Source organism: Kocuria flava, assembly GCF_001482365.1.
GTDB classification, from domain to species: domain Bacteria; phylum Actinomycetota; class Actinomycetes; order Actinomycetales; family Micrococcaceae; genus Kocuria; species Kocuria flava.
Genome location: NZ_CP013254.1, coordinates 647,369 through 670,317 on the forward strand (window position 1 = coordinate 647,369; position 22,949 = coordinate 670,317).

Here is a 22,949-nt window from a genome sequence, read left to right on the forward strand (position 1 = left end):
TCCCCGCTTTATCCACATCCCCATCCCGCGGTGCCCAGCCGCGGGCTCCACTTGAAGAACAAGGAGCACCACGATGGCCAAGGCTGAACTTCGCAAGACCAAACCAAAGCAGAACCCGCTCAAGGCGGCCAAGATCACCGAGATCGACTACAAGGACGTCGCCCTGCTGCGGAAGTTCATCTCCGACCGCGGCAAGATCCGCGCCCGCCGTGTCACCGGTGTGACCGTGCAGGAGCAGCGCAAGATCGCCCTCGCGATCAAGAACGCCCGCGAGGTCGCGCTGCTGCCCTACTCCGGCGCCGGCCGCTGACCCGAGAGGACGCAGACACCATGGCAAAGATCATCCTGACGACCGAGGTCACCGGCCTCGGCGCCGCCGGTGACGTGGTCGAGGTCAAGAACGGGTACGCCCGCAACTACCTCTTCCCGCGCGGCTTCGCGACCCCGTGGACCCGCGGCGGCGAGAAGCAGATCGAGAGCATCAAGGCCGCCCGTGCCGCCCGCGAGGTCGCCTCGCTGGAGGACGCGCAGGCCCTGGCGCACAAGCTCACCTCCGCGACCGTGACCATCCCGGTCAAGGCCGGCGCCGAGGGGCGCCTCTTCGGCACCGTGCGTGCCGAGGACGTCGCCGACGCGGTCGAGGCCGCCGGTCTCGGCTCGGTCGACAAGCGCAAGGTCGAGCTGAACCAGCACATCAAGACCACCGGTGTGTACCAGGCCTCCGTGCGCCTGCACGAGGACGTCAACGCGAACGTCGAGTTCGAGGTCGTCCCCGCCTGATCCGGTTCCGGCCGGGTCCACGGACCTGACGCAAGGGCCCCCGCGGCGTGCCGCGGGGGCCCTTGCGCGTCCCCGGACGCTTCCGGGGTCCCGGACGGGTCTAGAGGGGGCGCAGGGCCTCCACGACGACGTCGAGCGCGGTCGGGCTCGTGCGCACCTGCTCGGCGCGCAGCAGGTCCAGGTCCTTGCCCTCGAGCACGGCGAGCGTCTCGTGCACGTCCGGGCGGGGCACGGCCGGGGGCGGGCCGTCGACGCTGCCGGGGGCGTGGGTGATCCACAGCAGGTGCCCGCCGGGGGCGAGCCACTCGGCGGCCCGGCGCAGCAGCGTGAGGTCGTGGTGGAAGTAGGCGGCGACGACGAGGTCGGCGTGCGCCGGCACGGTGCCCGTCCCGGTGCTCTCCCCGGCGTGCTCCGGCGTGCCGGGGGTCCAGGCGCGCAGGTCGGCCACGAGCGCCCGGCCGGGCAGGCCCTCCGCCCGCAGCGCCTCGTCCACCGTGCGGACCGCGCTCGGGGAATAGTCCACGGCCGTGACGTCCCAGCCGGCGCGGGCCAGGGCCAGGGCGTGCCGGCCGGAGCCCGTCCCGAGGTCCAGGGCGGTGGGCCGCGGGTCCTCCGGGGTGTGGTGGGCGCCCGGGGCGCCGTGCCGGCCGGCGAGCCGGTCCAGCAGCGCGGTGACCTCCGGGTGCGGCGCCGTCCCGTCGGGCGGGTGCGTCCCGGAGGCCCAGCGCTCCTCCCACATCCTCTGCGTCTCGTCCACGTCCGGTCCTCCTCGGGGTCTGGCGCTGCTCGGGCTTCCGCGCCGGGTGGGTGCTCCCGGTCCGGCGGCAGGGTCGGGGCTCCGGTGGGGCGTGCCACCGGGGCGGGGGGTGCGGGCCCCACGGCTCCGCGGGTCAGAATGGACCCATGCCCTCCCTGATCTCCCGCGTCACGCCCTCCGCCCTCCTCTGGTTCGGGGTGGGCTGCCTGCTCACCACCGTAGTGGCCTTCGCCGTGGCCTTCCTGGGAGGCAATGCGGCCGGCGGGCAGACCGCGGGGATGTTCCTCGTGGGGGGTCTCGTGGGGGCCACCGTGGCCGCGAGCGTCACGGTCGTGGTGGCCCTCGCCGGGCTGATCGGCTTCCCGCGGGCCCGGCCGCGCTTCGCGGTCCTGCTGCTGCTCGCCGTGGTCTGCCACCCGCTGCTGTGGATCGGGCTGCTCGCCACGGTGCTCTGACCGGCCCGTCCGCGCCGGGGTCGTCAGCGCCGGACGCCGTCCGGACGGGTCCTTGTCCGGTCCGGGCGCCCGTCCGCGCCGACCCGTCTCCGCTCCGCCCGTCCGAGCCGGACGCCGTCCGCTCCGGTCGGCGACCGTCGGCGCCGCCCACCCGTTCCCGGCCGCCCCTCAGCGGGTGCGGCGCACCGTGTGCGCACCGCGGCCCGGGGTGCGGGAACGGGCCAGCACCCGCGGCACGAACGAGCGGGCCAGGGCGAGGTCCTGCGGCACGAGGTCCCGCGCCCAGCGGGCCCAGGCCGCGGCCGGGTCCAGGGTGCGCACGGCCTCCCCGCACCGCCGTCCCGCCACGGCCCGCAGGACCCGGAGGTCGTGGGCGCCGGAGCCGTCCACGACGGTCCGGTCGTCGAGGTGGGCCCAGCAGTGGCGCAGCACCTCCCGGTCCCCGCGGCGCTCGACGTGGGCCGCGACGGGGCCCCCGGTGGTCTCAGCCACCGCGACGGCCAGGGCCAGGCACTGGCCGCGGGCGAAGACGTGCGCCGCGGCCGCGTCCCACCGGCCGGGCACGACCCGCACCGGGCGCCGCTCGACGTCCGCGACCGTGCGCGCGGCGTGCGCAGCCGGAGGAGAGGAGCGGGCGGGGGAGCCGGGCGGTGCGGGGGCGGGAGCGGCGGAACGGTCGGCGGGGCGGGGAACGGCGGACTCCTTCCGGGCGGATCGGCGGGCACGGCCCGCGGCGGGTTCCCGGCCCACGGTACCGGCGGCACCCGGCAGTCGTCACGGGACGGTGCCCACACTGTGCTGTGGAGAACACCCGTGTAGTTCCCACTGTCTCTGCACAGGCTGTGCACGAGCATCTTCCCAGGTCAGAAGCATATTGGGAGCGACCTGTGGAGAACTGTCCACAGAGTTTCCCCCAACCTGTGCACAGTCGTCCACGGCGTTTTCCACCGGTTGTCCACAGGCGGGGCCGCGCAGGTGCACAGCACGGCGAACGGGTCTCAGGCCTCCCGCAGGACAGCCTCGACCGTGCGCCCCAGCTCCAGCAGCACGGCGTCGGAGCCGGGGCCCCCCGCCAGCTCGAGGCCCACGGGCAGGCCCTCCGCCGTGCGCCCGGCGGGCAGGCTCAGCCCCGGGGTGCCGAGCACGCCCGCGAGGTCGGTGTGCCGCACGAAGGTCTCGAACGTGGGCACGCGCCGGCCGTTGAGCACCACGGTCTCGTCCTCGCCCACGGGCCGGGCCGTCAGGGGGCAGGTCGGCTGCACGAGCGCGGCGACCCCGGTGGCCGAGAGCGCCTCGGCGTGCAGGCGCTGGGCCACGCGCCGGTGCTCCAGGGCGGCGCGGTAGTCGTCGTCGGCCGCGCGGAAGACCTCGGCCAGCTCCCAGATCCGCCGCAGGTCCGGCCCGGCCAACCCCTCCCGGACCTGAACCAGGTCGGGACCGGAGCCGGCCCGGGCCAGGTAGTCCTCGAGCCCGGGCAGGAACTCGTGCAGGGCGATCGCCATGCCCGCCGCGGCGCTCAGCTCGCGCGCCTCCCGCAGGTCCACGGCCACCAGCTCCGCCCCGGCGGCCTCCAGCGCCCGCAGGGCCGCGCCGAACACCGCGTCGACCCCCGCCTCGAGGTCCTCCGTGAACGGCTCCGGCACCCCCAGCCGCACGCCGTGCAGGGGGCCGGCCCCGGCCTCGTCGTCGTGGTCCAGGCGCCGCGGGGGCGGGCAGCCGTGCGGGTGCTCGCCGGCGAGCAGGGCGTCGAGCAGCACCACGTCGTCGACCGTGCGGGCCATCGGCCCGGCGGTGTCGCGGGTGCGGGAGATCGGCAGGATCCCGGCGGACGGGTAGCGGCCCACGGTCGGGCGGAACCCCACGACCCCGCACAGGGCGGCCGGGATCCGCACGGAGCCGCCGGTGTCCGCGGCCACGGCGGCCGGGGCGAGGCCCACGGCGACCGCGACCGCCGCACCCCCGCTGCTGCCGCCCGCGCTCAGGGAGGGGTCCAGCGGGTGGCGGACCGGGCCGTGGCAGCCGTTGTTCGAGGTGATCCCGAAGGAGAGCTCGTGCAGGGAGGTCCGCACCGGGAACAGCGCCCCGGCCGCCCGCAGGCGGTGGACGACCGCGGCGTCGCGTGCCGCGACGTTGCCCGCCAGGGCACGGGTGCCGCCGGTCGTGGCCTGTCCCGCGACGTCGAGCACGTCCTTGAGGGCCACCGGGACGCCCGTGAGCGGGCCCTCGGTGGCCCGCCGGTCCAGGGCGTGGGCGAAGGCCCGGGCCAGCTCCAGGTCCTCGGCGAGCACCGCGCCGAGCGCGCGGGCCGCGGGCAGGGCCTCCAGCAGGGCGTCGAGCAGCTCCAGGTGGCCGATCCGCCGGGCCGCCAGCTCCGCCCGGGCCGTGCGCACGTCCCAGCCCCGCGGGCCGTCCGGTCCTGTGTCGAGGGTCATGGCTCATCCTCCCCGTGCGGGCCGCGCGGCGGCAAGGGGTCCCTCGTCCGCCGGCCCGTCACGCGCGGGTGTTGGGGACCAGGTGGTGGGGGCCCACGAAGCCCACGTGCACCTTCCCGGTGGCCCCGCCGGTGTCGTCGTGGAAGTAGATCCGGGGCGCGAGGTCCCCGCCGCCCTCGCTGATCTTCAGGTGGGCCTGCATCACGATCCGGCCGGAGGGCTCGACCCGCGGGTCGACATCGAAGACCCGCGTCCGCCGGTACTTCGCGCAGCCCATGACCGTCCGGGACTCCCGCATCGCCAGCTTCTTCTCCGAGGCGGGCCAGCACACGGCGGCGGACCCGCCCTGCGCGCACCAGGCCCAGAAGCCCCCGGCGAAGCCCTCCTCGCGGCGGGCCCGGGCGTAGGCCGCCAGCGCGCGCAGGCCGCGGTGGGCGGTGGCGCCCCACGCGGCGGCCTCGGGCGCGGTGTCGACGCCGTGCAGCTCCCGGGCGGCGGAGCGGCTGATCGTCAGCCACGCCCGCAGGTGCCGCTCGGCCGCGCGCACCGCCTCCGAGACGGTCCGCACCTCGTCCGGCGGACCGCCCGGATCGGACGGGTCGCCGGCCGCGCCGTCCCGGTGCGCCGAGCGCGTGCTCGCCACGGTGTCCCCCGCCCCTCGATATGTGTTTGCTTTCGATAATTCCTGGGGAGTCCGGAGGCCACAAGCCCCACAGTGGCCGACAGGTCCGGCCCGCGCCGGCGTGGCGAGGCCGACACCGCAGCGGTCCCCGTCCCGGTCGGGAGTGTCCGCGGTCGGTGCGAGAATGGAGGGGCTGTCCGGGAGGTGGGGCGGCGTCGTCGTCGTGGATCGCGATCGTGCCCCCGCACGGGCGCGGGGGAGAGGTGGAGTTCGTGTCGGAGTACTCGTCCGGGGACGACCGCGAGTTCGGGCGGACCCCGCCGCAGGACAACGTGGCGGAGCAGTCCGTGCTCGGCGGGATGATGCTGTCCAAGGACGCCATCGCGGACGTCGTCGAGGTGCTGCGCGGGGTGGACTTCTACAAGCCCGCCCACGAGTCGATCTACGAGGCGATCATCTCCCTCTACGGCCGCGGCGAGCCGGCCGACGCCATCACCGTGGCCGACGAGCTGACCAAGCGCGGGGAGATCGAGCGCGTCGGCGGGCCCGCGTACCTGCACACCCTGATCTCCTCGGTGCCCACCGCCGCCAACGCCGCCTTCTACGCCGAGATCGTGCGCGAGCGCGGCGTGCTGCGCCGCCTCGTGGAGGCCGGAACCAAGATCGTGCAGCTGGGCTACAGCTCCGACGGCGAGGTCGACGACATCGTCAACGCCGCCCAGGCCGAGATCTACCAGGTCGCCGAGCGGCGCTCCTCCGAGGACTACTCCGTGCTCAAGGAGGTCATCGAGGCCACCGTCGACGAGATCGAGGCCGCCGGCACCCTCGGCGACGGCATGCGCGGGGTGCCCACGGGGTTCATCGAGCTCGACGAGCTGACCCAGGGCTTCCAGGGCGGGCAGATGATCGTCATCGCCGCCCGCCCGGCCATGGGCAAGGCCCTCGCCCTCGACACCCCCGTGCCGACGCCGACCGGCTGGACCACCATGGGTGAGGTCGCCGTCGGCGACGAGGTCCTCGCCGTCGACGGCACGCCCACCCGGGTCGTGGCCGCCACCGAGGTGATGACCGGGCGCCCCTGCTACCGGGTCAGCTTCGACGACGGTTCCGAGATCGTCGCCGACGAGCAGCACCAGTGGCTCACGGAGACCGGCGACGCGTCGGCGGTGCGCACCACCGGGCAGATCCTTGCGTCCCTGGGCACCGGGGAGCAGCACGCCGTCGTCAACGCCCCTGCGCTCGCGCGCGAGGACGCGCAGTACGAGCCCGGCGGACGACGACGGATCACTGCCGTCGAGCCGGTCGGGTCCGTCCCGGTCCGGTGCATCGAGATCGAGCACCCGACGCACCTGTACCTGGCCGGGAAGAGCTTCATCCCCACGCACAACTCGACGCTGGCGCTCGACGTCGCCCGCTCGGCGGCGATCAAGCACAGCATGACCACGGTGATCTTCTCCCTGGAGATGAGCCGCAACGAGATCGCCATGCGCCTGCTCTCGGCCGAGGCGACGCTGAACATGCAGGACCTGCGCAAGGGCCGCCTGCAGGACGAGCAGTGGGCGAAGATCGCCACGACGATGGGCAAGATGGACTCGGCACCGCTGTTCATCGACGACTCCCCGAACATGTCGCTCATGGAGATCCGCGCGAAGTGCCGCCGGCTCAAGCAGAAGCACGACCTCAAGCTCGTGGTCCTCGACTACCTGCAGCTGATGAGCTCGGGCAAGAAGGTCGAGTCCCGCCAGCAGGAGGTCTCGGAGTTCTCCCGTGCCCTGAAGCTGCTGGCCAAGGAGCTCGAGGTCCCGGTCATCGCGCTCTCGCAGCTCAACCGTGGCTCCGAGCAGCGCCAGGACAAGAAGCCGATGGTCTCGGACCTGCGCGAGTCCGGCTGCCTCACCGCGGAGACCCGCGTCCTGCGCGCCGACACCGGCGCGGAGGTCACCCTGGGCGAGCTGTTCGCCACCGGCGCCCGGGACGTGCCGGTGTGGTCGCTGGGCGACGACCTGCGCTACGTCGAGCGCACCCTGACCCACGTCTTCCCCACCGGCACGAAGCCCGTGCACCGGCTCCGGCTCGCCTCCGGCAAGACGGTGCGCGCCACGGCCAACCACCCGTTCTTCACGTACCGCGGCTGGACGCCCCTGGGCGAGCTGGCCGCCGGCGACCGCATCGGGGTGCCGCGGCACACCGACGGACCGACGCAGCGCACGCAGTGGGACGACGCCCAGGTCGAGGACGCCGCCCTGGCGCTCGCCGAGGGCGACGCCGGCCTGCCCGCCGAGGTCTTCGCCCTGCCCAAGGCCCAGATCCGCCGCTTCGTCCAGACCTTCTGGGCGGAGCACGGGACGGTCCTCCTCGAGGGCGGCCGGGCCCACGTCGCGGCGCCCTTCGACAGCGCCCTGCAGGCCGACCGGTTCGGCCGGCTCCTGCTGCGCTTCGGGATCTCCACCGCCGTGGTGGCCGACGACGGCGGGGCGCAGCTGCAGGTCGCCGACCACGACGACCAGATCCGCTTCCTCAAGGAGATCGGGCGCAGCAGCGGCTTCGGCGAGACCGCCCGGGCGGCCCTCGAGGCGCTCGACGTCCCGGCCGGCCCGGAGACCGACGCCGCGCTGTGGCAGAGCGTCGGCGACGTCCTGGCGGACCCCGTGCCCGTGGGCACCCTGGTCCGCGACTGCGTCGACGAGGTCCGCTCCGCCGCCCCGGCCCCGAAGCTGCAGCAGGCCACGGCGCTGCTCGACGGCGCCGACCTGGACCTCACTGCCGTCAACGACCTGCTGTGGGACACGGTGGTCGCGATCGAGTCCGACGGCGTGGAGGAGGTCTTCGACGCCACCGTGCCGGGGACCCACAACTTCGTGGCCAACGGCATCACGGTGCACAACTCCATCGAGCAGGACGCCGACATGGTGATCCTGCTGCACCGCGACGACGTCTACGACAAGGAGTCCCCGCGCGCCGGCGAGGCGGACGTGATCGTGGCCAAGCACCGCAACGGGCCCACCAAGACGATCGTGGTGGCATTCCAGGGCCACTACTCACGCTTCGCGAACATGGCTCACGAGGGGCTCTGACGGACGGAGCGTGCTCGCAGGGCGGCGTCGGTGGCGGCGGCCAGGAGCCCGCAGGCCACGGTGAGCCAGGGCACGGCGAAGACCGCCGTGGTCACGGGGGACCCGAAGACGATGAACGGGTGGTACTGCGCGCGCAGGGCCTGGACGGCGGCGGTGTCCACCGCCCCCTGGGTCAGGCCGCCCACCACGAGCACCGCGGCCAGGAGCACCCAGGGCGTGCCCGTGCCGGCGGAGGCGAGTCCGCGCACGGCCACGACGACCAGGACCACGGCGAGGAGCAGAGTCGTGGCGAAGATCAGGGTCGGGGCGGCGCACAGCCACCGCAACGACGCGGGGAGATCGGTCAGGGGCACGGTCTCCACGGGCGGCACCTGCCCGGAGGTGACCTCGGGCAGCGACGCAGTGGTCAGCCGTCCATCCATCCCGGTCCCGAGCAGCAGGTGCCGGCCGGCCACGAGGTAGGCGCCGAAGAGGGCGGCGTTGAACGCCGTGCCCAGGACGACGAGCGCGGCGGCGGCCAGAGGTGCCGTGACCGTCCAGGGCCGGTGGCGGGCCTGCTTCGCCGTCGGGTTCTCCGTCGAGCGGGTCATGTCGGTCTCCTCGGACTCGGACTCGGACTCGGACGTGCGGCCGCCAGTAGCGCCGCGGGCAGGAGCACGGGCGGAAGGGTGCCGGGAGCGGTCCTGGCGATCAGCAGGAACCCGGCGGTGACGGCGCCCAGGGCAGGCGCCAGCACGGGCGCGTCGAGGGCCGGACGGAGGCGGTCCAGCAGCACCATGCCGGTGGGGGTGGGTTCGAGGAACAGTCCGCCGCGGACCGTGGCCGGCACGAGCGCCACCAGCGTCCAGGGGAGGGCCAGCACCGCCCAGGCCCGGTGAGCGGTGAAGGCCCGGACCATGACCCAGGAGCCGCGCAGGGCTCGTTGGCTGGGACGCGATCGGCGGTCGGCCATACCGGGTGCCTCCTCCCCGGGTGCATCCTGCGGTCCCGACGGCCCGCGCGGGTTGTCACCCAGCCTAGAAGCCTGGGTTAGGGATACTGAGGAGTGCATGTCCAGGACGCACAATGGAGCGCAACCGAAGGGATACGAGACGTCTCGTCCGGAAAATTTGCGCCCGCTGGTTGTGGCTGTTGGAGGTTAATGGCGGCCTTCTGACGGAAATAAATGGCGGCTTCGGCACTACCGAGCCTCCACGAAACAGTCACGGGACAATGATCGAGGGCCCGTCCCGGCGCCGTCCCGAGAGTCTTCGGATGGCCTCGGTGACTTCCGGTGCTTGGCAATCGCTGTCCTCGGGCGCATCCTGAAGCCAGGTCGTCGAAGGATCTCTGGGAGGCGGATTCCCATGACGAGCCCTCGCCACCGCAGCGTCTCGCACGCCCGTGATCTGTGGGCCGATGCGTTGGGGCGGGCGACCATACGTGCGCTGCAGGGACTGGTGCTGCTGACTGCGACCGTCGTGGTGGTCTACGGGTTGATCCAGCTCAAGTTGGTCGTCATCCCACTGTTGATTGCCTTGATCCTCGCCGCGGCGCTGCACCCTGTTGTGGGGTTCCTGCGCCGGCGGGGCGTGCCCGGGGCGCTGGCCACCTGGATCACCTTCCTGGCCGCGATCGTGGTGCTGGGCGGAGTGGTCACCGGCATCGTCTTCGCCGTGCGCAGCGAATGGGACGAACTGGTGCTCTCCGCGGTGGGTGGGCTGGAACGGTTGCGTCAGTTCATCGTCGCGGGCCCGATCCCGATCGGCCAGAAGGCCCTGGACGAGGCCATCACCGCCGTCGTGGACTTCACGTCCAGCCCCCAGTTCGGCGCCGGGGCGCTGCTGGGCATCTTCGCGGCCACCCAGGTGATCACCGGAGCGGTGCTGGTGGCCGTCATCCTCTACTTCTTCCTCCAGGACGGGGCCAAGATCTGGGCGTTCTTCCTGTGCCGCTTCCACGGTGAGAACCTGGAGAAGCTACTGACCTCGGGTACCACGACCCTGCACGTGCTGGGCGGCTATGTGCGCGGCACCGCCCTGGTGGCCCTGCTTGAGGCGGTAGTCATCGGAGTGACCCTCGTGGTGCTGCGGGTGCCGCTGGCGTTGCCCTTGGCCGTGCTGATCTTCTTGGGCGGATTCATCCCGATCGTCGGAGCGGCTCTGATCGGTGCCGTCGCGGTCCTGGTGGCCCTGGTCGCCAACGGCCCCGTGGTCGCACTGGTCGTCGTGGCGGTGGTGGTGGCCATCAACCAGCTCGACGGAAGGGTGCTCCAACCCATGGTGCTGGGTCGAGCACTGAGCCTGCACCCACTGGTAGTGCTGCTCGCCCTGGCTGGCGGAGCGATTCTCTCCGGCGTCGTGGGCGCTGTGCTGGCCGTGCCGTTGACCGCCGTGGGGTGGGCCTTGATCCAGATCTGGTTCCCGGCATCCAGAGCCCCGGACGCTCTATCCGGAAAAATGCGCGCCCAGGTGCTGTGCTGCCGGATCCACCCGGCCCGGAGGCACCCACCACCACCTGAGCGCCATCAGCTCGGCTACGCACAACATGGCCGCCTCGGCGTCCCCATGAGGAGACAGACATCCACGGGTCCGGATCAAGGTGAGCACTGGTTTGACCGGCCCCCGTTGGCCGTCCCACTTCCTAGGTACTGGGACACTCGGCGACGAGATCCCTCCTTGTGGACTATGGATAGCGATTGAAGTCCCAAAAGCTAGACCCATAATGTTGTCTCGTTTAAGCCGTACGGAGTCGACTTCCGGTACGCTGGCTGCATGGAATTGGGCTATGCGCGGGTCTCGACGGCCAAACAGGACCTCGATCGACAGATCGATGCCCTCCGGCAGGTCGGGATCGCGCCGGAGCGGATTTATGTGGACAAGAAGTCCGGGGCCACCACGGAGCGTCCCGGGCTGACCGCGGCCGTGGCCTACGCCCGGGAGGGCGACGTGATCGTGGTGCACACTCTGGACCGGCTCGGGCGCACCGTGCGCGACACCCTGAACCTGATCCATGACCTCGCCGAGCGGGGAGTGGGGGTGCGCAACCTGGCGGATCCGATCAAGGTGGACTCCACTAACCCGAATGATCCGATGGCGCAGCTGGCGGTGGTGCTGCTGGCGTTGTTCGGGCAGATGGAACGCACGTACACGCTCGAGCGCGCTGCTCATGCCCGGTCGGTGGCCGCGGCGAAGGGCCGGCGGATCGGGCGGCCTTCGGTGGTGGATCCGGACAAGCTGGCCTACGCGGCGCATCTGCGCGAGAGCGGGCACACGATGGCGGAGATCGTGGCCAAGACCGGGATCACCCGCACCAGTCTCTACCGTCATCTCCCGCCGCGTCCGTCGGAGCCGGTGACGGCCGGGTCGGTCACCGCCGCCGAGCTCGAGCCCGGTCCGGCGGACTGACCCCCGTGGGGTGATGGTGGTGGTGCAGCTGAGTCCGCAGGAGAAGGCGGCACTGCTGTGCCAGCACCTCGATGAGGGGGTGCCGCTGACCCGGCTCGCCGCCCACGCCCAGGTCTCGGTCCGCACCCTGCAGCGCTGGGCCGCCGAGTACCGGACGGACTCGTCCGCAGCCGGTCTGCAGCGCAAGGCCCGCAGCGACCGCGGTCACCGCCGGCTGCCTCAGGAGCTGATCGCGGTGATCGAGGCCCTGGCACTGCGCAGGCCGGCACCGACGACCACGTTCATCCACCGCCGGGTGTGCGATCTGGCCCCGGAGCGCGGCTGGGCGCCCCCGAGCTACTCGAGCGTGCGCAGTGTGATCGCCGCCATCGACCCCGGGCTGCGCACCCTGGCCCTGGAAGGAGACACCGCCTACCGGGACCGGTTCGAGCTGGTGCACCGGCGGTCGGCGGTGAGGCCCAATGAGCAGTGGCAGGCCGACCACACTCTGCTCGACGTCGAGATCCTCGAGCACCGGGGACGCCCGGTGCGGCCGTGGCTGACCGTGATCCTCGATGACTACTCCCGCGCGGTCGCGGGCTACACCGTTTTCCTCGGCGCCCCGAATGCCGAGCAGACCGCCCTGGCCTTGCACCAGGCGGTGCGGGCCAAGCCTGACCCGCGGTGGCCGGTGCAGGGGCTGCCCGAGGTGCTCTACAGCGACCACGGGGCCGACTTCACCAGCACCCGGCTGGAGCGGGTCTGCCTGGACACCCACATCCGGCTGATCCACTCCCGTGTCGGGGTCCCGCAGGGTCGGGGGAAGATCGAACGCTTCTACGGTACGATCACCACCGAGGTGCTCCCGCACCTGCCCGGGTACATCCCGCACGGCACCGGCGGCAGGCCCACCTCACCACCCGCCCTGAGCCTGGAGCAGCTCGACGCGGTGCTGGGGCGCTACCTCATCGAGGACTACCACTGTCGGGTGCACTCCGAGACCGGCCAGGCCCCGGCCGCCCGCTGGATCGGGGCCGGGTGGATTCCCCGGGCCCCGGCCCGGGGCGAGGACCTCGACCTGTTGTTGCTCACCGCCGCGACCACCCGCATCGTCCAGCGCGACGGCATCCGCTTCCAGGGCACCCGCTACATCTCCCCGGTGCTGGCCGCCTATGTCTCTGAGACCGTGACCATCCGCTACGACCCCCGCGACGCCGGCGAGGTGCGCGTCTACCACCAGGACACCTACCTGTGTCGGGCGATCGCCCCCGAACTGGCCGCCGAGACGGTCACCCTCCAGCAGCTGCAGCAGGCCCGGGGCGCCCGGCGCGCCGCGCTCAAGCAGCAGCTGCGCGCCCGGCGCAGTCTCGCCGACGCCCTGCCCACCGACGACCGCTGGGCACCACCACCCGCCCCGGCGCTGGACCCAGCGGAGCACATGCCGGCGGATCGGGCGCCCCGACACCGGTTGCGGACCTATGCCACCGACTGAGCCCGACTCCACGCGGAGCTTGCTGGGCAAGGACGACGACGGCCGGCGGTTCCTCTCCGGCACGTTCGGAGAGATCAACGGGCTCACCTCACCCCCGTATCCGGGCGCACCGGCGTTCTTGCCCACGCGGGAGCACCGCCGCTTCACCGAGTTCGCCGACACCGTCCGCGCCCACCGCTACATCGGCGTTTGCTGGGGCCCACCCGGGGTCGGCAAGACGCTCTCGGCCCGGCACTACGCCGGGGCCCCGGAATGGGAGCAGTGGCAACGAGACCTGGGCGAGGACCGCGGGCCCGGCCCCATTCCCGAGCGGGTCCTGCAGGCCCGCACCGCGCTGTGGACCCCGACCGTCAACGCCAGCCCCCGCCAGGTCGACCAAGCCCTGCCGCGGTCCTGCCAGCAGATCTCCTACGCCATCGACTACCACCGCCACGGCCGGGTCGACCCGTTCGTGCACCCCGAATCGCGATCCTCCGGGCTCACCGAGCTGCTCATCATCGACGAGGCCGACCGGCTCAAGACGACCGGACTGGAACAGGTTCGCGACTACTACGACCGCCACACCATCGGGATGATCCTCATCGGGATGCCCGGCATCGACAAGCGCCTGGGGCGCTACCCCCAGCTCTACAGCCGGGTCGGTTTCGCCCACGAATACCGCCAGCTCACCCCTGAAGAGCTCACCGCCGTCCTGGTCCGCCGCTGGCACACCGACGGACTGGCCGGTGACGACGAGTTCACCCAGACGGTCGCAGTCGCCACCATCGCCCGGATCACCGGCGGCAACTTCCGCCTCGTCGACCGCCTCCTCACCCAGATCAGACGCATCCTGGAGATCAATCACCTGGCCACCGTCACCCCCGAAGTCGTCGAAGCCGCCCGCGACGCACTCCTCATCGGTCACTGACCACACAGGCCGGCCACCGGCTCCTGAGATCCACCAGCCAGACAGTGGCCTTTGGCAGCGACTCCTCGAGAAGGCCGCCGGGTCTGCGGCGAATACGGTCGTGCACACGACGTTGCCGCGACGACGTCTTGACCTTCCTCTCTAGGGGAAGGTGCAGGCTGGGCGCAGAGCGCAGCACACAGAAGGCCACTCGGGGCCTTCATCACGGATTTACGGAGGCCGGCCATGCCTGAGACTGGAACGCACGAAGTGGACCTGGCGATCATCGGTTCCGGCGGTGGTGCTTTCGCCGCCGCGATCCGGGCCACCAATCTCGGCAAATCAGTGGTGATGGTCGAGCGTGCCATGGTCGGGGGTACCTGTGTGAACACCGGGTGCGTGCCGTCGAAGGCGCTGCTGGCCGCCGCCGAGGCCCGCCACATGGCGCTGGACGCCACAGGACGGTTCCCCGGCCTGAGCACGTCGGCCGCCGGAGTGGACATGCCCGGGCTGATCACCGGTAAGGACGCGCTGGTGGAGGGGATGCGCTCGGACAAGTACCTCGATCTGATCGCCGACTACGGCTGGGAACTGGCCACCGGCGAAGCCGTGTTCACCGGAACCGCCGAGGACCCGGCGCTGGAGGTCACCGGAGCCGACGGTACCCGTCAGCAGGTGCGGGCGGCCCATTATCTGGTGGCCACCGGCTCCACCCCGATCGTCCCGGACGTCGAGGGCTTGGCGGAGGTGGACTACCTGACGTCCACCACGGCCATGGACCTGGACGAGGTGCCGGAGTCGTTGCTGATCATCGGCGGCGGGTACGTGGGCATGGAGCAGGCTCAGCTCTTCGCCCGCCTGGGCTCGAAGGTCACCATGGTCGTGCGGTCCCGGCTGGCCTCCCATGAGGAACCGGAGGTCTCCCGCACCTTGATGGGCGTGTTCGCCGAGGAGGGCATCCGGGTGCTCCGCCGGGCCACCGTCTCCTCCGTGGCTCCCGACCGGGATACCGGGGAGGTGGTGGCCACCGTCACGGGCCCGGGCGGGCAGGAAACCCTGCGGGCGACCCGGCTCATGGTCGCGGTCGGGCGCCGTCCGGTCACCGAGAACCTGGACCTCGGCTCGGTCGGGGTGGACACCGGTGAGCACGGCGAGATCGTGGTCGACGCCCGGATGGCCACCTCCCACCCCAGGGTGTGGGCGGCCGGGGACGTGACCGGGCACCCCCAGTACGTCTACGTGGCCTCGGCCCACGGGGTCACCGCAGTGGAGAACGCCTTTCACCACACCGGCCAGGAGATCGACTACACCCACCTGCCGCGGGTCACTTTCACCACCCCGGCCATCGCGGCGGTGGGCATGACCGACCAGCAGGCCCGGCAGGCCGGTCTGGCCTGCGAATGCCGGGTGCTGCCCCTGGAGTACGTGCCGAGGGCGCTGGTCAACCGTGACACCCGCGGGTTCGTCAAGATCGTCGCCGAGGCAGAGACCGGACGCGTCGTGGGCATCACCGCGGTGGCCAAGGACGCCGGGGAGCTTGCCGCGGCGGGCGTCTACATGCTCTCCGCCTCGATGACGGTGGATCAGGTCGCCACCCTGTGGTGCCCGTATCTGACGATGGCCGAAGGACTCAAGATCGCCGCCCAGTCCTTCCGCACCGACGTCTCCAAACTCTCCTGCTGCGCCGCCTGAGGACCGGCCTCGAGCGGGCCGGCCCTCCACCCACGGGTGGAGCCAGAGGCCTTGAACATCGAGCACGGCCTCAGGCCCACGCTTCACGAGCCACTGCACGAAAGGGGTAGTCATGGTCCAGCGATTGGTCGTCATCGGCGGGGATGCCGCGGGGATGAGCGCGGCCTCCGCCGCCCGCCGCCAGCTACCCCGGGAGCAGTTGGAGATCGTGGCCTTCGAACGCGGTCACTACACCTCGTATTCGGCCTGCGGCATTCCCTACTTCATCGGCAAGGACGTCGCCGACACCACGGAGCTGATCGCCCGCACCCCGCAGCAGTTCCGCGACCACCACGCCATCGACGCCCGCACCGGCCATGAGGTCCTGGAGATCGACCTCCACCGCCGCGCCGTACTGGTCCGCGACCTGGCCGCCGGCCGGGAGAGGTGGGAGGGCTTCGACCAGCTCATGGTCGCCACCGGCGCCACCCCGGCACGCCCGCCCCTGCCCGGGATCGGGGCACACGGCATCCACGGGGTCCAGACCCTCGACGACGGCCTCGCCCTGCGCGCAGTGCTGGAGCAGGACCGGCCGGGCCGGGCGGTGGTCGTCGGGGCCGGCTACATCGGCCTGGAGCTGGCCGAGGCCCTGTGCGCCTGGGGCGTGGACATCACCGTGATCGGACGCCCCCCGGCCCCGCTGCCGGGCCTGGACCCCGACATGGGCGCGCTCATCGCCTCCGCGATGGAAGGCTTCGGGATGGAGGTGCGGATGGAGGAGACCGTCACCGGCTTCGACACCCACAACGGGCAGGTCACCGCCGTGGTCACCGACCAGGCCACCATCCCCACCGATCTGGTGATCCTGGGCCTGGGTGTGACCCCGAACACCGCCCTGGCCGCCCGCGCCGGGATCCCCCTGGGGGCGACGGGTGCGATCACGGTGGACCGCCGGCTGCGCACCGGCATCGAGGGGGTGTGGGCAGCCGGGGACTGCGTGGAGAAGTTCCACCGCGTCTCCCGCCGCCACGTGGCCCTCCCGCTGGGCACCCACGCCAACAAGGAAGGCCGCACCGCCGGAATCAACATCGGCGGCGGCTACGCCACCTTCCCCGGAGTGCTCGGCACCGCCGTGACCAAGATCTGCGACGTCGAAGTCGGACGCACCGGCCTCGGGGAACTCGAAGCGCAGGCAGCCGGGTTCGACCCCATCACCGCGGTGGTCGACTCCACCACCCGGGCCGGCTACTACCCCGGGGCCAAACCCATCCGCACCAAGCTCATCGCCGAACGCGGCACCGGACGACTGCTCGGCGCCCAGATCGTCGGGGAAGAAGGCGCGGCCAAACGCATCGACGTGCTCTCCGTGGCGCTGTGGCACGAGACCCCGGTGGAGGAGCTGCTCAACATCGACCTCTCCTACGCCCCACCCTTCTCCCCGGCGTGGGACCCGGTGCTCATCGCCGCCCGCAAGACCTGGCAGGCCGTCGAAACCGACCGCTCCCGCACCGAACCCGGATGACCACCGACCCCCTCCGGGTCAGGCAGAACTCTGCGCCGGAACCTTCCTCTACCGTGGAAGGCCACAAGACAGTCCAGGATCGAGGTACACCGTGCGGATCGGTGAAGCCGCCGCAGCGGCCGAGATGACCACCAAAGCCCTACGGTTCTACGAACAGCAAGGACTTCTCGCCCCGGTGCACCGCGGTCCCAACGGGTACCGCGACTACCCACCAGAGACCGTCGCCCGCCTGCAGTTCATCCGCCGCAGCAAACTCGCCGGACTCACCCTGACCGAGATCCGGAAGATCCTGCAGGTACGCGACGCCGGGCAGGCCCCCTGCGCCCACGTAGCCGCCCAGCTGGACCAGCAACTCACCGACCTCGACCAGCAAATCGCTGAACTCACCGCTCTAAGGGCCTCCGTGGCCGAGCACTACCAGGCCGCCTCCCAAGGCGACCCCACCCAGTGCGATGCCACCCAGATCTGCAGCTACATCTGAGGCCACAGGAGTACCACAGCCGCCAATTACCTCTGCCAGAACACCGCCATTTACCGTCGACAGTCACACCGCTGGTTTCCGCGGTTGGGCATGTCTCGCATCTATGTGCTTTATTGATGCCCCTAGAATCGGATACTCAACGTTAGTTGCGAGACAGATGGGGTGGACATGGGGAAACTGATCGGACCCTTCTATGGGTCTGGTCAAGGCATGAGGGCACGAATCCTGCGATAGAGCTGTCGGGCGATGGTCCTCTTGAGGCAGCGGCGGATCTCCCGGCCGGTTCTGCCTTCCTGGGTGCGTCGGGCGATGTAGTCGCGGGTGGCTGGGTCGAAGGTCATGCGACTGCGGGCGATCGTGTCCAGTGCCTGGTTCAGTTGCCGGTCTCCGTGCCGGTTGAGCCGGTGACGGACAGTGTTGCCCGAGGACGCGGGGATGGGGCTCACGCCGGCCAAGGCCGCGAACGCCGCCTCGGAGCGGACCCGGCCGTGGTGGGAGTACGCCACGAGCAGGATCGCGGCGGTCACCGGCCCGACCCCGGGCACCTCCAGCAGCCCCGGTGCCATGGTGTCGACTATTCGTGCCATTGCGGTGCGGTTCTCTTCCAGGTCGACGGTGATCCCGACGACGGCCCGGGCCAGGCGTCGCGCCTCAGTTCGGGCCACCGCGGTCTCGAGGGTGTCGCTGGGGTGGTCGCGCCAGGAGCCTATGGTGCGGATCTGGGCGACGGTCAGGGCCTTGCGCGCGTCGATGCCCAGGTCCATGGTCCGTGCCAGGGCAGTGAGCGCGTTGCGGTCGGCGGTGCGTTGCCGGTCCATGCTGCGGCGGGCGTTGAGCAGGATCCGCAGGGCGTTGCGATTGCCTCCGGTCCGGGGCCGCAACAGCAGGGAAGTGTCGATCCCTGCCACGGCGCGCGCTGCCGCGGAGGCGTCGATCTCATCCGATTTGCCGCTTCCGGCCCGGGAGGCCCTCCGCGGAGGCTTGACGTCGCAGACATCCACGCCGGCGGCCTCCAGGGCTCGGGTGAGCCCGGCGCCGTAGGAGCTGGCGCCCTCGACTGCGACGAGAGTTCTACCGGCGGTGGAGCGGCGTCCCATCCAGGTCAGGGCGCGGGCGACGCCCGGTGGGCTGGTCGGGAAGGTGGCGGTGTCGGTGATCTGACCGGTGATAGAAGACATCACGGCGTAGGTGTGGGTCCTGGCATGGGTGTCCACCCCGACGATATGGGTGTACTGCTCGGCGACGATGCTCATGGCGCTCTCCTGGATGCGGGCCGATGCTGGTCCCAGCCCGGGAAGAGCCACGCCGAGGCGGATCTCTAACGAGTCACGTCCCACCGCAGGGACGGACGACCTTCTATCAAGCCATCGGAGTGGGCAGGACTGGCACCGCCCCTGCCAAGCGGACGAGTCCGATCCAAGGCACCGTCGATTAGGGGTCCTTCGGATTTAAGCGGGGGCGGCGCTGTTTCGCCAGGGCCGGTGGCCACCGGCGGCGAGCAGTGCTCGTAGCCGATAGTTGTCGAAGTTCCGGAACCCTCGGGCGACCCGTCGCATCGTCTCGATCACCCCGTTCACGGCTTCGACGGGCCCGTTCGAGGCTCCGGCGGTGTCGAAATAGGCCAGAATCGCCGCCCTCCACCGCCGTAGCGTTCTTCCGAGCCGGGCGATTTCCGGGATCGGGCAGGACGGGAACGAGGCGAGGACCTCGGCCACGAGCCGGCGCCCTTGCTCGGGGCGAGCATGGTAGACGGCTCGGAGCTTCTGATAGCAGTGCCAGGCCACAGTGACCTCGTGGTGCGGGTCCCCGGCCACCAGCTTCGCGTTCAGACGGGTGATCTGCTTGGGCGTGAGATGCTCGGCGCCGATCTGCAGGGTGCGCCGGATGCCGTAGAGCGGGTCCCCTGCCCTGCCGCGGTGGCCCAGGGTGTCCTGCTGCACGCGGCGACGCACCTCATCGACGACCTGCCCGCCGAGCTTGACCACATGGAACGCGTCGAGCACCGTGATCGCCTCCGGCAACTCGTCGCGGATCGCGTTGGCGTAGCCGTGGAACGGGTCCAGTGTGGCCGTGCGAATCCCGCTCGTGAACCCCAGGCCCTGGGTGGTGAGCCAGTCGGCGTAGACGGTTCCGGTGCGGCCCTTCACCAGGTCGAGCAGTCGCGCTCTGGGGCGGCCGTTCTCGTCGCGGGAGTGGTCCACGATCCCGGTGATGAGCCCGGTCCCGGGTGGACCCACATGGGACCAGACGTGCTCATCAACCCCCAGTGCGTCCACCCCTGCCAGCCGATCGGGCCGCTCGAGGGCTTCCTCGATCAGCGGCTTGGCGGCGTCCCACAGGGTGTGCCAGTCCACCCCAAGCATCTCGGCCAGGGCCGAGACGGCGATGTCGTGGGAACGCAGCTGCGCCACGGCCCAGGTGATGGCCCGGCGAGTCAGTTTCGCCCGCGGGGAGGCCAGCTCGTGGACCTCGCTGAACGTCATCACCTCGCAGGCGTCCTCCGGGCACCGGTAGATCCGCTTGCGCCAGAGCAGACGCACCGGCGCCCCGAAGCAGGGCAGATCGTGGACGAGGACCGACCGGCGACCCTTGGAAGCGGCTACGACCCCACACTGCGGGCATCCGGTCGGGCCCGGGGCGGTGGCCACGCCCAGCAGCAGCCCGTCCTCGGTCCTCACGACGGACTCGACGTGGATGCCGTCCACGCCCAGCATCGCGTCCGCGCGGACGCACCACCGCTCGGTGCAAGCAGACACGGCAAGGTCAGGGTCGGTACTCTCAGGCATGTCGGGGCTTTCTTCGGACGGGTTTGCTTGGTCGCTTCCCATCCAAGGAAGCCCTGACGCCTACCCGGTTCCCGACACGCCGAGAGCCCTGCTCACGGTGACGAGCCCAGCCCCCTCACCCCGCTCAAATCCGAAGGGCCCGATTAGGCGGGCCAGGTATGCACTGAGTCACGCTCGGCCGAAGCGGCACCAGTCTGCCAGCCGGTCCCGGACCAGCCATCTCCCATTAGAGCTATGCGCGAGTGTCGACGCGGCAACAGGACGCGGACCGTCAAGTGTCTGACCTATTGGCTGCTGGTGTGCGGCGCGATGACGTCTATGTCGACAGTGGAGTGTCTGGAGGCCGTGCGTCGCGTCCGCAGTTCGACCGTGCGGTGGCGGCGCTGGAGGAGGGCGACACTCTGGTGATTACCACGCTGGACCGTCTGGGCCGCTCGACGCAGAACATGTTGACCTTCGCCGAGGCACTGCGGGGAAGAGGTGCTGGGTTACGGGTGCTCAACCTCGGTGGGGGAGACGTGGACACGGCCACCCCGATGGGCTCGATGGTCTTCACCGTCATGGCCGCCCTGGCGCAGATGGAGTTGGAGATCAAGCGGGAGCGGATCACGGATTCAGTGGCCAAGAGGCGGGCGGCCGGCAAGGATCTGGGCGGGCGGCGCCAGACCTTCACCGACTCCCAGATCCGTAATGCCGTGCGACTGATCGAGTCAGGGGAGACGGCCACTCAAGTCGCCCGGGACCTCGGGATGTCCCGAGCCACCCTCTACCGGCGGATCCGGGAGCTGCCGCAGGCGACGAGGTCAAGCCCCCGGGAGTGGTGTAGCGATCCTTCGTGCGGGGATCAGGCGGTGAGGGCGGTCAGGGGGTCGGGGCTCACCTCGCTTCCGGTGTCGGCGACGGTGGTGAGCCGGCAGCGGGTGAGGACCTCCAGGCCGAGGTAGCGGCGGCCCTCGGCCCATTCGTCGGTCTGCTCGGCCAGCACCGCGCCGACGAGGCGGACGATGGCTGCGCGGTTGGGGAAGATCCCGACCGCGTCGGTGCGGCGCCGGATCTCCTTGTTCAACCTCTCGGCAGGGTTGTTGGACCAGATCTGCGCCCAGACGTCCTTGGGGAAGCTCGTGAAGGCGAGGATGTCCTCCCGGGCATTGGCCAGGTGCTCGGCCACCGCCGGGAGCTTCTCGGTGACGTAGTCGATGAGGCGGTCGAACTGGGCGTTCACGGCGGTGGCGTCGGGCTGGTCGTAGACGCTGTGCAGCATGGCTTTGACGGCCGGCCACATGCTCTTCGGGCAGATCGACATGAGATTGGCCGCGTAGTGGGTGCGGCACCGTTGCCAGGCGGCACCGGGCAGGTTCGCGGCGATCGCGTCCTTGAGCCCGGCATGGGCATCAGAGGTGACCAGCCGGACCCCGCCCAGTCCCCGGGCGACGAGGTCGGCGAAGAACTCGTTCCAGGCCGCCCCGGTCTCGGCCGTGGCCACCCGCATCCCGAGGACCTCCCGGTGGCCGTCGCCGTTGACCCCGGTGGCCAGCAGCACGACCGCGTTGACCACCCGCCCGCCCTCGCGGACCTTCATGGTCAGTGCGTCGGCGGCCACGAAGGTGAACGGCCCGGCCTCGCCCAGGGGCCGGTGGCGGAAGGACTCCACGTGCTCGTCGAGGTCGGTGGCCATTCGGGAGACCTGGGACTTCGACAGGGAGTTGATGCCCAGGGTCTTCACCAGCTTGTCCATCCGGCGGGTCGAGACCCCGGCGAGGTAGCAGTCGGCGACCACGGTGATCAGGGCGGATTCGGCCCGCTTGCGGCGCTCGAGCAGCCATTCCGGGAAGTAGGTGCCAGCGCGCAGCTTCGGGACGGCCACGTCGATCGTACCCATCCGGGTGTCGAGGTCGCGGTGCCGGTACCCGTTGCGCTGGGTCACCCGCTCGGGAGCGGGTCTGCCCCACTCGGCGCCGACCACCGCGTCCGCGTCGGCGGAGAGCAGCGCGTTGATCACTGTCTGCAGCAGGGTCCGCATCAAGTCCGGGGAGGCTTCGGTCAGGGCTTCGCCGAGCAGGCCGGCAGGGTCGACAATATGAGGAGCGGTCATCGTGATGATGTCCTTTCGAGGGTGCTGTGAGAGGTGAACTCGAAAGATCTCACGGTGGCCGCGCTCTCGTCCGGGACGACGAGCAGGGCCACCGCGCTACACCACTATCGGGGGCTCAACTGGCGACGACCATCTGAGTCCGTCGGTGCCCGTGGAGATCGTGATTCGTATGCCGTAGCTGTGCGGGCTTTTCATCGCGCAGGATCATCGGGCATGACAACCACCCCCGGTTGCCGGAGCCCTACGCGGGCGCGTCCGGGCTTGCATGACGTCCCCTAAAGGTCTTGGTCCACGCGTCGAAGAATGTTGCTTAGAAGCCTCAAGGAGTCCGCGGTGATGCCGGCATCGCGACGGGTAGGAGTCGAGGAGTGCTTCACTCGATGGGCGAGGGCGATGACTTTGGTGGCCACACCACGGACTCCCTCATTGTCCTTGCCTACGAGGGAGTCTTCGACATAGCGGCCGATTCGTTGCTTGGTTCTATCAACGGGAGGCTCGTGGTAACGGTGCAGCGGGTCAGGCTGGCTCATCGTC

General features: G+C 71.1%; 20 protein-coding genes and 1 pseudogene. 12 read left to right on the plus strand and 9 right to left on the minus strand.

The window, feature by feature from the left end:
* Positions 1 to 73 precede the first annotated feature (73 nt).
* Both rpsR and rplI read left to right on the plus strand, forming a co-directional pair.
* Positions 74 to 310, plus strand: coding sequence for a 30S ribosomal protein S18 (rpsR, locus tag AS188_RS03000; protein WP_058857594.1), 237 nt, complete (start codon positions 74 to 76; stop codon positions 308 to 310).
* Positions 311 to 330: 20 nt separating this feature from the next.
* Entirely contained in the window at positions 331 to 780 is a 450-nt protein-coding gene (gene rplI, locus AS188_RS03005) for a 50S ribosomal protein L9 (RefSeq protein ID WP_058857595.1), read from the plus strand.
* 100 nt (positions 781 to 880) lie between these two features.
* On the opposite strand, the gene AS188_RS03010 is transcribed toward rplI, so the two are convergent.
* Positions 881 to 1,537 carry a class I SAM-dependent methyltransferase gene (locus tag AS188_RS03010; protein ID WP_058857596.1) on the minus strand — a complete coding sequence of 219 codons (657 nt, stop codon included), beginning with the start codon at positions 1,535 to 1,537 and terminating at the stop codon, positions 881 to 883.
* A gap of 146 nt (positions 1,538 to 1,683) precedes the next feature.
* Here AS188_RS03010 and AS188_RS03015 point away from each other — a divergent pair, with 146 nt between their 5' ends.
* Positions 1,684 to 1,992 carry a hypothetical protein gene (locus AS188_RS03015; RefSeq protein WP_058857597.1) on the plus strand — a complete coding sequence of 103 codons (309 nt, stop codon included), beginning with the start codon at positions 1,684 to 1,686 and terminating at the stop codon, positions 1,990 to 1,992.
* Between the two features lie 168 nt (positions 1,993 to 2,160).
* Here AS188_RS03015 and AS188_RS03020 read toward each other — a convergent pair whose 3' ends face one another.
* The 3 genes from AS188_RS03020 to AS188_RS03030 all read right to left on the minus strand — a co-directional run bounded on the left by AS188_RS03020 (position 2,161) and on the right by AS188_RS03030 (position 5,067).
* Positions 2,161 to 2,742: a hypothetical protein gene (locus AS188_RS03020; protein WP_157570910.1), complete on the minus strand. Its 582-nt coding sequence runs from the start codon at positions 2,740 to 2,742 to the stop codon at positions 2,161 to 2,163.
* Between the two features lie 248 nt (positions 2,743 to 2,990).
* The gene (locus AS188_RS03025) at positions 2,991 to 4,424 is read right to left on the minus strand and encodes an amidase family protein (protein ID WP_058857599.1); all 1,434 of its coding nucleotides are present in this window, start codon (positions 4,422 to 4,424) and stop codon (positions 2,991 to 2,993) included.
* Between the two features lie 58 nt (positions 4,425 to 4,482).
* Positions 4,483 to 5,067, minus strand: a complete 585-nt coding sequence (locus AS188_RS03030; protein WP_058857600.1) for a hypothetical protein — start codon at positions 5,065 to 5,067, stop codon at positions 4,483 to 4,485.
* Positions 5,068 to 5,318: 251 nt separating this feature from the next.
* Between AS188_RS03030 and dnaB the strand changes: the two genes are divergently transcribed.
* Positions 5,319 to 8,120: a replicative DNA helicase gene (gene dnaB / locus AS188_RS03035; RefSeq protein WP_147050349.1), complete on the plus strand. Its 2,802-nt coding sequence runs from the start codon at positions 5,319 to 5,321 to the stop codon at positions 8,118 to 8,120.
* Here the strand turns inward: dnaB and AS188_RS03040 are convergent.
* Together AS188_RS03040 and AS188_RS03045 are read right to left on the minus strand one after the other, a co-directional pair.
* Complete coding sequence (locus AS188_RS03040; protein WP_058857602.1) at positions 8,105 to 8,710, minus strand: hypothetical protein; 606 nt, start codon at positions 8,708 to 8,710, stop codon at positions 8,105 to 8,107. The genes dnaB and AS188_RS03040 overlap by 16 nt on opposite strands.
* Positions 8,707 to 9,072, minus strand: coding sequence for a hypothetical protein (locus tag AS188_RS03045; RefSeq protein WP_058857603.1), 366 nt, complete (start codon positions 9,070 to 9,072; stop codon positions 8,707 to 8,709). Before AS188_RS03045 ends, AS188_RS03040 begins: the two co-directional genes overlap by 4 nt.
* 394 nt (positions 9,073 to 9,466) lie before the next feature.
* On the opposite strand from AS188_RS03045, the gene AS188_RS03050 reads away from it, so the two are divergent.
* The 7 genes from AS188_RS03050 (at position 9,467) to AS188_RS03080 (ending at position 17,537) form a co-directional block, all read left to right on the plus strand.
* On the plus strand, positions 9,467 to 10,801 hold the full coding sequence (locus AS188_RS03050) for an AI-2E family transporter (RefSeq protein ID WP_236945037.1): 1,335 nt from the start codon (positions 9,467 to 9,469) through the stop codon (positions 10,799 to 10,801).
* 72 nt (positions 10,802 to 10,873) lie between these two features.
* The gene (locus AS188_RS03055; protein WP_058857604.1) at positions 10,874 to 11,506 is read left to right on the plus strand and encodes a recombinase family protein; all 633 of its coding nucleotides are present in this window, start codon (positions 10,874 to 10,876) and stop codon (positions 11,504 to 11,506) included.
* Between the two features lie 13 nt (positions 11,507 to 11,519).
* On the plus strand, positions 11,520 to 12,977 hold the full coding sequence (locus AS188_RS03060; RefSeq protein ID WP_058857605.1) for a Mu transposase C-terminal domain-containing protein: 1,458 nt from the start codon (positions 11,520 to 11,522) through the stop codon (positions 12,975 to 12,977).
* Positions 12,964 to 13,884: an AAA family ATPase gene (locus AS188_RS03065; protein ID WP_083529208.1), complete on the plus strand. Its 921-nt coding sequence runs from the start codon at positions 12,964 to 12,966 to the stop codon at positions 13,882 to 13,884. Before AS188_RS03060 ends, AS188_RS03065 begins: the two co-directional genes overlap by 14 nt.
* A gap of 225 nt (positions 13,885 to 14,109) precedes the next feature.
* Positions 14,110 to 15,555, plus strand: coding sequence for a mercury(II) reductase (merA, locus tag AS188_RS03070; protein ID WP_058857606.1), 1,446 nt, complete (start codon positions 14,110 to 14,112; stop codon positions 15,553 to 15,555).
* Positions 15,556 to 15,667: 112 nt separating this feature from the next.
* Entirely contained in the window at positions 15,668 to 17,056 is a 1,389-nt protein-coding gene (locus AS188_RS03075; RefSeq protein ID WP_058857607.1) for an FAD-dependent oxidoreductase, read from the plus strand.
* A 91-nt stretch (positions 17,057 to 17,147) separates the two neighbouring features.
* Positions 17,148 to 17,537, plus strand: a complete 390-nt coding sequence (locus tag AS188_RS03080) for a heavy metal-responsive transcriptional regulator (RefSeq protein ID WP_083529209.1) — start codon at positions 17,148 to 17,150, stop codon at positions 17,535 to 17,537.
* 203 nt (positions 17,538 to 17,740) lie between these two features.
* On the opposite strand, the gene AS188_RS03085 is transcribed toward AS188_RS03080, so the two are convergent.
* Complete coding sequence (locus AS188_RS03085) at positions 17,741 to 18,790, minus strand: IS110 family RNA-guided transposase (protein ID WP_058857608.1); 1,050 nt, start codon at positions 18,788 to 18,790, stop codon at positions 17,741 to 17,743.
* Positions 18,791 to 18,985: 195 nt separating this feature from the next.
* Complete coding sequence (locus AS188_RS03090) at positions 18,986 to 20,323, minus strand: ISL3 family transposase (RefSeq protein WP_236945002.1); 1,338 nt, start codon at positions 20,321 to 20,323, stop codon at positions 18,986 to 18,988.
* Positions 20,324 to 20,565: 242 nt separating this feature from the next.
* Here AS188_RS03090 and AS188_RS03095 point away from each other — a divergent pair.
* A pseudogene (locus AS188_RS03095) lies at positions 20,566 to 21,111 on the plus strand (recombinase family protein); the annotation flags it as partial.
* A gap of 56 nt (positions 21,112 to 21,167) precedes the next feature.
* Here AS188_RS03095 and AS188_RS03100 read toward each other — a convergent pair.
* Positions 21,168 to 22,415 (minus strand): IS256 family transposase, encoded by a 1,248-nt coding sequence (locus AS188_RS03100; protein ID WP_058857610.1) that lies wholly within the window; start codon positions 22,413 to 22,415, stop codon positions 21,168 to 21,170.
* Between the last annotated feature and the right edge of the window lie 534 nt (positions 22,416 to 22,949).